Below are 7,801 nucleotides of genomic sequence, written 5' to 3'. Positions count from 1 at the left end.
CTCGGCACGATCATGTGGTTCAACGTCTGGTTCGTGATCTGGCCGAACCAGAAGATCGCGCTTGGGCTGGTCGATGCGCCGGCGGAGCAGAAGCCCGCAGCGGCCCGCACCGCGATGCTCTTCTCGCGGACCAATACGATGCTCTCGATTCCGATGCTCTTCGCCATGGTTTCGGCGCAGAACATCTACTGATCGCGACCTGGAAGAATGGATGCAGCGGGGCCACCTTGAAGGTGGCCCCGTTCGCTTTAGGTAACAGCTTATGGCAACGAAAAGCCGGACAACCGGATTGAGCGAGAGCATGCGCCTGTGCCTCGATGAGTTGCGCGCGCATGATCACGACCGCTTTCTGACGCTCCTTTTCGCGCCTCCACTCAAGCGGCCCGCGCTCATCGCGCTCTACGCCTTCAATCTCGAAATCGCCCGTGTGGCCGAGACAGTCAGTGAGCCGATGATGGGTCACATCAGGCTGCAATGGTGGCGGGAGACGTTGGAGGGACTGCCGCGGGGTGAGACGCGAGGCCACGCCGCAGCCGTTGCGCTCCACGAAGTGGATGCCTTCCCGCCGGGGGTCCTGTCCGCGCTTGCCGATGAGCGCGAGCGCGACCTCTCCGACGATGTGTTCGAGGATATGAGCATCCTCGAAGCCTATGCCGAGGCGACGTCTTCCTCAGTGATGCGGCTCGTCGCGCAGGCGATCAATGCAGAAAAGGCGGAGGCGGCAGGCGAGGCGATACGTCATGCGGGCATCGCCTATGCGCTCACGGGGCTTCTTCGCGCGCTTCCCCTTCATGCCTCGCAGGGACGGTTGATGCTGCCCGCCGACATTCTGCTCGCGCGCAATGTCGATCCGCATGATGTGCTTGCCGGAAAGATGAATGAGGAATTGCGCGGAGCCCTTTCCGATGTTGCGGGACATGCCCGCTCGCATCTCGCTTCCGCGCGTGCCGCATCATACGACGTGGCGCTTCTCCCGGCACTGCTGCCTGCCTCGCTTTGCGACCGCTATCTGGACCTCATGACGGCGCCCGGCTTCGACCCGTTCAGGACGCCGGTGGAGGTGCCCGCCTTCCGGCGTCAGCTCCGGCTGATGGGGCGCAATATCACGAACCGGATTTGACTATTCAGCGGCTTCCGCTTTCGGCTGGAGCCAGCCTTCAAGGTCGCACAGCGCACGCGAAGTGTAGGCGCGTTTGCGGGCAGGGGCCTTCGCCTTGCCGCGAGGCCGTTTGCCGTTTTCGTCGCGTGGGACTTCGGGCTCGGGGAAGAGACCGAAATTCACGTTCATCGGCTGGAACGTCGCGGCGTTCGCATCGCCGGTGATATGCGCGAGCAGCGCGCCGAGCGCCGTCGTGCGCGGCGGCGGCGTGACAGCGTGGCCGTGGCGTTCGGCGGCGGCGAAGCGGCCCGCGAGCAGGCCCATCGCGCCGCTCTCCACATAGCCTTCGACGCCGGTGATCTGACCCGCGAAGCGCAATCGCGGATCGTTCTTCAGCCGCATGATGCCGTCGAGCAGGTTCGGGCTGTTGATGAAGGTGTTGCGGTGGAGCCCGCCGAGCCGCGCGAATTCCGCGTTCTCAAGTCCGGGAATGGTGCGGAAAATGCGCGTCTGTTCGCCGTGCTTCAGCTTCGTCTGGAAGCCGACCATGTTGTAGAGCGTGCCCAGCGCATTGTCCTGGCGAAGTTGCACCACCGCATAGGCCTTCACGTCCGGATTGTGCGGATTGGTGAGGCCCACAGGCTTCATGGGCCCGAAGCGCAGCGTCTCGGGCCCACGTTCCGCCATCACCTCGATGGGCAGGCAGCCGTCGAAATAGGGAGTCGAGGTTTCCCATTCCTTGAACTCGGTCTTGCCGCCGCTCAGCAGCGCCTCGACGAAGCCTTCATATTGCTCGCGCGTCATCGGGCAGTTGATGTAGTCCTTGCCCGCGCCTGCCGGGCCCGTCGCACCGGCGCTCTCCTTGTCGTAGCGCGACTGGAACCAGCAAACCGACATGTCGATGCTGTCGCGATAGACGATGGGCGCGATGGCGTCGAAGAAGGCGAGTTCGTCCGCGCCGGTGATTTCGCTGATCGCCTTGCCCAGCGCATCGGATGTCAGCGGGCCCGTGGCGACGATCACCTTGTCCCAGTCGGCGGGAGGAAGTCCGGTTATCTCGCCGCGTTCCACCGTCACCAGCGGATGCGCGCTGAGCTTCTCCGTCACATAAGCCGAGAAGATGTCGCGGTCGACAGCGAGCGCACCGCCCGCCGGCACGCGCGCGACTTCCGCCGCCTCCATCATGATCGAGCCTGCGCGGCGCATCTCCTCATGCAGCAGGCCGACGGCGTTGAGCTCCGGGTCGTCGGAACGGAAGGAATTGGAGCAGACGAGTTCGGCAAAGCCCTCCGTATGGTGGGCGTCCGTCTTCACGATGGGCCGCATCTCGTGCAGGACCACGGGGCAGCCCGCCTGCGCGAGCTGCCATGTGGCCTCGGAGCCTGCCATGCCGGCGCCGATGATGTGTACGGGTGCGATGTCCTTCGTCATGGGGCGCTTTGTAGCGTGGAAACGAGGAAGGCCCAAGAGGGGCGTTGATTCCTCCTTAAACCGTCATGGCCCGGCTCGTCCGGGCCATCCACGTCTTTTTTCACGATATGCCGTAAAGACGTGGACGGCCCGAATAAATCGGGCCGTGACGAATTGGGGGGTAAGGCCTTTCTTCAATTCACCTCTCAGTTCCACACCTGCGGCCGCCGGTCCTTCCAGGGCAGCTCCTTTTCGAGCTGCGCCGCCAGCCGGAAGAGCGTCGCCTCGTCGGCATAGCGCGCGGTGAACATCATGCCGATGGGAAGCCCGCTTTCCGACTGCCAGAGCGGCAAGGAAAGCGAGGGCTGGCCGGTGAAGTTGAAGGGCGGTGTGAAGGGGAAGACCTGCCCCTGCCGCTTGTTCAGTTCGCGCGCCTCCTGGTCCGGTCCAAGGAAGCCGATCTCGGGCTGCAACTGGCCGAGCACCGGGCAGAGATAGACATCCACCTCCTCGAAAGTCGCCAGCACCTGCCGGTTCATCAGGCGAAGCTGCTGCCAGCCCCACATGGCCTGCGCGCCGGTGAGCCTGCTGCCATTCTTGAAGCCCGCCCAGGTCAGCGGCTCCAGTTCGTCCTGTTCGGGCTCGCGGCCCATCGCCTCGATCCGGCGCATCATACCCGCCGCGAAGTTCGAGCCGGACACGGCGCCTTGCGCGCGGTAGAGCGCGCGATAGTCGATGCCGAGACCGCGCGGCATCACGGTATGGCCGAGCTTGCCCAGCAGATCCGCCGTCTTTTCGAGGGCGGCCTGGATTTCCGTATGGATCGGCTTGCCGCCCGGCGTCTCGCTCGACCAGGCGATCTTGAGCTTGCCCGGACTTTTCGTGATCTCCTCCATATAGGGCCGCTCCTTCGGGGGCGGCGCATAGGGGGAGGCGGGTTCGGGGTAGCCGGTCGCGTCCAGCATGGCCGCGCTGTCGCGCACGGTGCGGCTCACCACATGATCGACGCTGAAGCCGATGGCGCGGTCGAAATCGTCCGGTCCCTGCGGATTGCGGTCGCGCGTCACTTTCATGCCGACAAGGCCGCAACAGGCAGCGGGAATGCGGATCGAGCCGAGCCCGTCCGAGGCATGCGCAAGCGGCAGGATGCCGGCGCCGACCGCCGAGGCCGCGCCGCCGGACGAACCGCCCGAAATGCGGTTCGGGTCCCAGGGGTTCCGGCAGGGGCCGAGCAGGCGCGATTCCGTCGTGCCGGTGATGCCGTATTCAGGTGTGTTGGTCTTGCCGAAGAGCACGGTACCCGCCGCGCGGAAGCGGCTCACCAGTGTGCTGTCGTGATCGTCCACGACATTGGCGACGAACTTGCTACCGCTCGTGCGCGGCCAGCCTTTCACTTCCGTGCCGAGATCCTTGATGAGGAAGGGAACGCCCTTGAAGGGACCGTCCGGGAGTTTGCCTTTCGCGGCCTCGCGCGCCTCGTCATAGGCCTTGTAGACGATGGCGTTGAGCGTTCCGTTGTGGCGCTCGGCGCGTTCGACGGCGGCATCCACGAGTTCGACCGGCGTCACGTCGCCTTTCTTCACGAGTTCGGCGAGGCCGAGGCCGTCGTGATCCGCATATTCTGCAAAGCTCATTACCGTTCCTCCCGGTTTGTTCTTCAGTTCCAGATTTGCGGATGCCGCTCCCTCCAGGGCATCGCCTCCTCAAGCTGCGCCGCGAGGCGGAACAGCGTTGCCTCGTTGCCGAAGCGCGCGGAAAACATCATGCCGACCGGCAACCCGTCCGACGACATGGCGAGTGGCAGCGACATGGCAGGCTGGCCCGTCAGGTTCTGGATCGGCGTGAAGGGCACATAGTCGACGGCAGGCGCGAAGGCCGCAATCGGGTCTGGTTCGTTGATATTGATGAGGCCGAGCGGGATCGGCGGCGACGCGAGCGTCGGCGTCAGCCATACGTCGTGCGTCTGCATGAAGCCTGCGACGCGGCGTGTAAGGGCCTGCGCCTCCTTCACCAGCATCAGATATTGCGCGGCGCTCACCGTCTTGCCGATCTCGTAGAGCCCGCGCGTCAGCGGTTCGAGTTCGTCGTCCTTCGGTCCGCGTCCTCGGCGTGCCGTTTCGAGTTCGATTTCGGAAGCAAGCCATGCCGCCCACAAGGGCAGGAACAGGTTGCCGGGTTCTTCTGCCTTCAAGGGCGGCGCGGCCTCCACCACTTCATGTCCGAGATCGGCGAGCACTTTCGCGGTCGCCTCCACTCCCTTCACGCAATCGGCGTGCAGCGGTGCGCCTGCCGGGTTTGTTCTGCTGAAAGCGATGCGCAGCTTGCCGGGCTTTCGCTTCGTCTCGTCGAGGAAGCTGCCCGTGACCGCTGGCGCCACGTAAGGATCGCCCGGTTCGTTTCCGTGAATGCAGTCGAGCATGGCGGCGCAGTCGCGCACGGTGCGAGTCAGCACGTGCTCGTGGCAGAGCCCGCTCAGCACGTCGCCATAGTCGGGGCCGAGAGATGTTCGGGCGCGGGTCGGCTTGAGGCCGACAAGACCGCAGCTCGATGCTGGAATACGGATCGAGCCGCCGCTGTCATTCGCGTGCGCGATCGGCACCATGCCGGAGGCGACGGCGGCCGCCGATCCACCCGACGAACCGCCCGTCGAATGGTTCACGTTCCATGGATTGTGTGCGGCACCGTAAAGGGCGGACTCGGTCGTCGGCAGCAGCGTGAACTCCGGCACGTTCGTCTTGCCGAGGAAGGTCAGGCCCGCCGCCCGAAAGCGCTTGGCGAGCACCGCATCCTCTTTCACCGGTTCGTCGGACTTGAAGCGGGAGCCGAGCCGCGTCGGATAGCCGGCGATGTCGCCGAAGGCGTCCTTCAGCAGGAAAGGCACGCCCTTGAAGGGGCCTTCCACCGGGGTCTTCGCCATCTGGCGGCCGAGATCGTAGAGCTTCAGGATAACGGCATTGAGTGCGGGGTTGTGCTTCTCGATCCGGGCGATCGCTTCTTCCGCCAGTTCACTGGGGCTGACCTCACCCTTGCGCACCAGTTCGGCAAGGCCAAGCGCATCGTTGGCCGCGTATTCCGGAAAGCTCATCCTCTGACCCTCGCCCCTGTTCTGGTGACGAGAAGCTTAGCGGGTGAGGCCCGCTCGTCAAACCGGCGGCGGGTCGGCCTTTACCCTGGATTTCCAGGGATAGGGCGGCGTGCCCTCGAAATCGGGGCCTTCGAGCACTGGCTCCTCGCCGCCCGCCCAGCCTTTCACCGTGAAGCGCGCCTTGCGTTTCACGGATGAACCCTCCGGGCCGGCATCGGCCGTCACGTCGCCGACATTCACCTGCACGACTTCCGCATGGCCCTCGTCGAGCGTGACGAGCGTGTATCCATGCGCGTCGGAGTCGATGTAATCGAGGCCGGGGCTCGCGCGGTCGTTGCGGACGAGGTTCAGCAGGTAGTCCGAACTCGAATAATTCACGAGTACGCCCGCACGCACCCCATTCACGAGCGTGTTGTTCCAGTTCGGCTGACGGCCATCTTCATCCTCGATGGTCGCCGCGCGGCGGAAGAAGCCGTTGCCGCGCGTTCGCCGGTCGACGCCCTCATACATCGAGCCGGAACTGATCGCCGCGGTCAGGAACTCGACGGCAGGGCAGGCGAGCGTTTCTGCGTCGGGGTCCGCCGGCAGGCGCCCCGCCGCGAAGGCGTGGTAGTCGCCCGACAGCGAGATCACATTGCCGATCTTTTCGTCTCTGAGGAACGAGAGCAGCTCCGAAAGTTCGCCGGGATAGCCCTGCCACGCATCGGTGCCGACATAACCGTCTTCGAGGCCCGCGAAGGGGATTTGCGAGAAGTCGAGCCGCATCTGGAGTGCCGGGCAGCTGTTCGTCCAGATGCGCCATTCGGCCTTCGAAGCCTTCATGACGTCCTTGAACCATGCCTTTTGCGGACCGCCCATATGCGTTCCGGCCGGCGCGGCGGCGCGCGGGTTCTCTATCTCGCGATCGCCATAGGCGATGGTTGCGGGTGGATTGCCGTCATTTGCGGTCCGTCCCGCATCGAGCACCTTCACGACCCGCACCGGCGGCACCGGCGCGCCCGCGATCAGCGCTCTCGTTTCCTCGTTCATCACCGGCGGGCTGCGATAGCTGCGCAGGTCCGTTACGACGAGATCGAGCATCGCGCCCCAGCGAAGCGTGCGATAGATGGTCAGGCTCGACAGGGCTTTCGCGTTTTCGCCCTCGAACCGGAAATCGCCGTCATGCGCTTCCATCGGCGCATCCTCGACGCGCGCATTGCGGAAATCATGCGCGGGCGAGACGACGCCATTGAAGCGAGGTGCCTGCGAGAGCACGGCGGGAACGAATTCGAACCAGGCGCGGTTCGCCGCCACCTTGCGCTTCTGCGCAGGCTCGCCATCGCCGAAATAACTGCCATAGCTCTGCCAGGCGTCGTTCGTGAATTCGTGGTCGTCCCAGGTGCACACGAAGGGAAAGTGCGCCCGCGCCGCCTGCAGGTCCGGATCGGTGAGGTAGGTCTTGTAGAGATGCCGATAGTCGGCGAGCGTCACCGCCGCCTGTCCGCCCTTGCGCCACCAGTCGCGCGTGCCGTCCGGCTCCCAGGGTTCGCTGCCGTCGGGCAGCGGCCCGACGAGCCGTGCGACGGGGCGATCCTCCGGCACATCGCCGGTGCGCTCATAGATGAAGTCGCCCAGATGCAGCACGAAGTCAATCTGCTCGTCCGGCGCGGCGGCGATATCGTCGTTCACGAGCCGGCGCAAGGCGCCGTAATAGCCAGCTTCATAGCTCTGGCAGGAAACGCTGGCGAAACGCACCTTGCGCTTCGCGCCGGGCAGCGGCGCGGTTCGCGTGCGGCCGGGGTAGGGCGAGCGGTCGCCACCGGCATAGAAGTTGTAATAGTAGACCGTGTCGGGCTTCAGCCCCTGCACGAAGATGCGGACCGTGTGGTCCGATGCCTTGCTCGCACGCACCGACTGCTCGACGACCACCTTCTCGAAATTCATGTCGGTGGCGACCTGCACATAGAGGTCGACGTCACCGTTCGGGAGGGCCGCGCCGTTGTCGAACGCTTCCACGCGCGTCCAGAGCATCACGGCGTCGGGCTGCGGGTCGGCGGAGGCGAGGCCTTGAGGAAAGTGGAAAGTGCCGGGCGCGGCATGGGCGGCGCCGAGCTTCGGCAGGAAGGGCGTCGTGGCAGCCGTCGCCACGAAGCATCCCGCCGTTGCGCCGAACAGCTTCAGAAAGTCGCGCCGACTGAACGATACCCCCGGCATCGGCCCCCGTTTCC

6 protein-coding genes are annotated in these 7,801 nt (G+C 65.2%); 2 read left to right on the top strand and 4 right to left on the bottom strand.

Translation table 11 applies throughout. The annotated features are described in order from the left end of the window. Positions 1-192 (top strand): urate hydroxylase PuuD (locus tag ACKUUH_RS16810; protein ID WP_407951041.1); only part of this gene is annotated, 192 nt, incomplete at its 5' end. Positions 193-289: 97 nt separating this feature from the next. Further along, on the top strand, positions 290-1,120 hold the full coding sequence (locus ACKUUH_RS16805) for a phytoene/squalene synthase family protein (protein ID WP_407951040.1): 831 nt from the start codon (positions 290-292) through the stop codon (positions 1,118-1,120). Here the strand turns inward: ACKUUH_RS16805 and trmFO are convergent, their stop codons facing one another. From trmFO to ACKUUH_RS16785, 4 genes are all read right to left on the bottom strand, one after another. Next, entirely contained in the window at positions 1,121-2,530 is a 1,410-nt protein-coding gene (gene trmFO, locus ACKUUH_RS16800; RefSeq protein ID WP_407951039.1) for a methylenetetrahydrofolate--tRNA-(uracil(54)-C(5))-methyltransferase (FADH(2)-oxidizing) TrmFO, read from the bottom strand. 185 nt (positions 2,531-2,715) lie between these two features. Next, a complete protein-coding gene (locus ACKUUH_RS16795; RefSeq protein WP_407951038.1) occupies positions 2,716-4,143 on the bottom strand; it encodes an amidase in 1,428 nt (475 codons plus the stop codon). Positions 4,144-4,166: 23 nt separating this feature from the next. Then, positions 4,167-5,594 carry an amidase gene (locus ACKUUH_RS16790; protein ID WP_407951037.1) on the bottom strand — a complete coding sequence of 476 codons (1,428 nt, stop codon included), beginning with the start codon at positions 5,592-5,594 and terminating at the stop codon, positions 4,167-4,169. A gap of 57 nt (positions 5,595-5,651) precedes the next feature. Continuing rightward, a complete protein-coding gene (locus ACKUUH_RS16785; RefSeq protein ID WP_407951036.1) occupies positions 5,652-7,721 on the bottom strand; it encodes an alkaline phosphatase D family protein in 2,070 nt (689 codons plus the stop codon). Between the last annotated feature and the right edge of the window lie 80 nt (positions 7,722-7,801).

Source organism: Parvibaculum sp. (assembly GCF_045863935.1).
Taxonomy (GTDB): Bacteria; Pseudomonadota; Alphaproteobacteria; order Parvibaculales; family Parvibaculaceae; genus Parvibaculum.
Note: the sequence above shows the minus strand (reverse complement) of the source record. Positions and strands in the feature narration are given on the sequence as shown.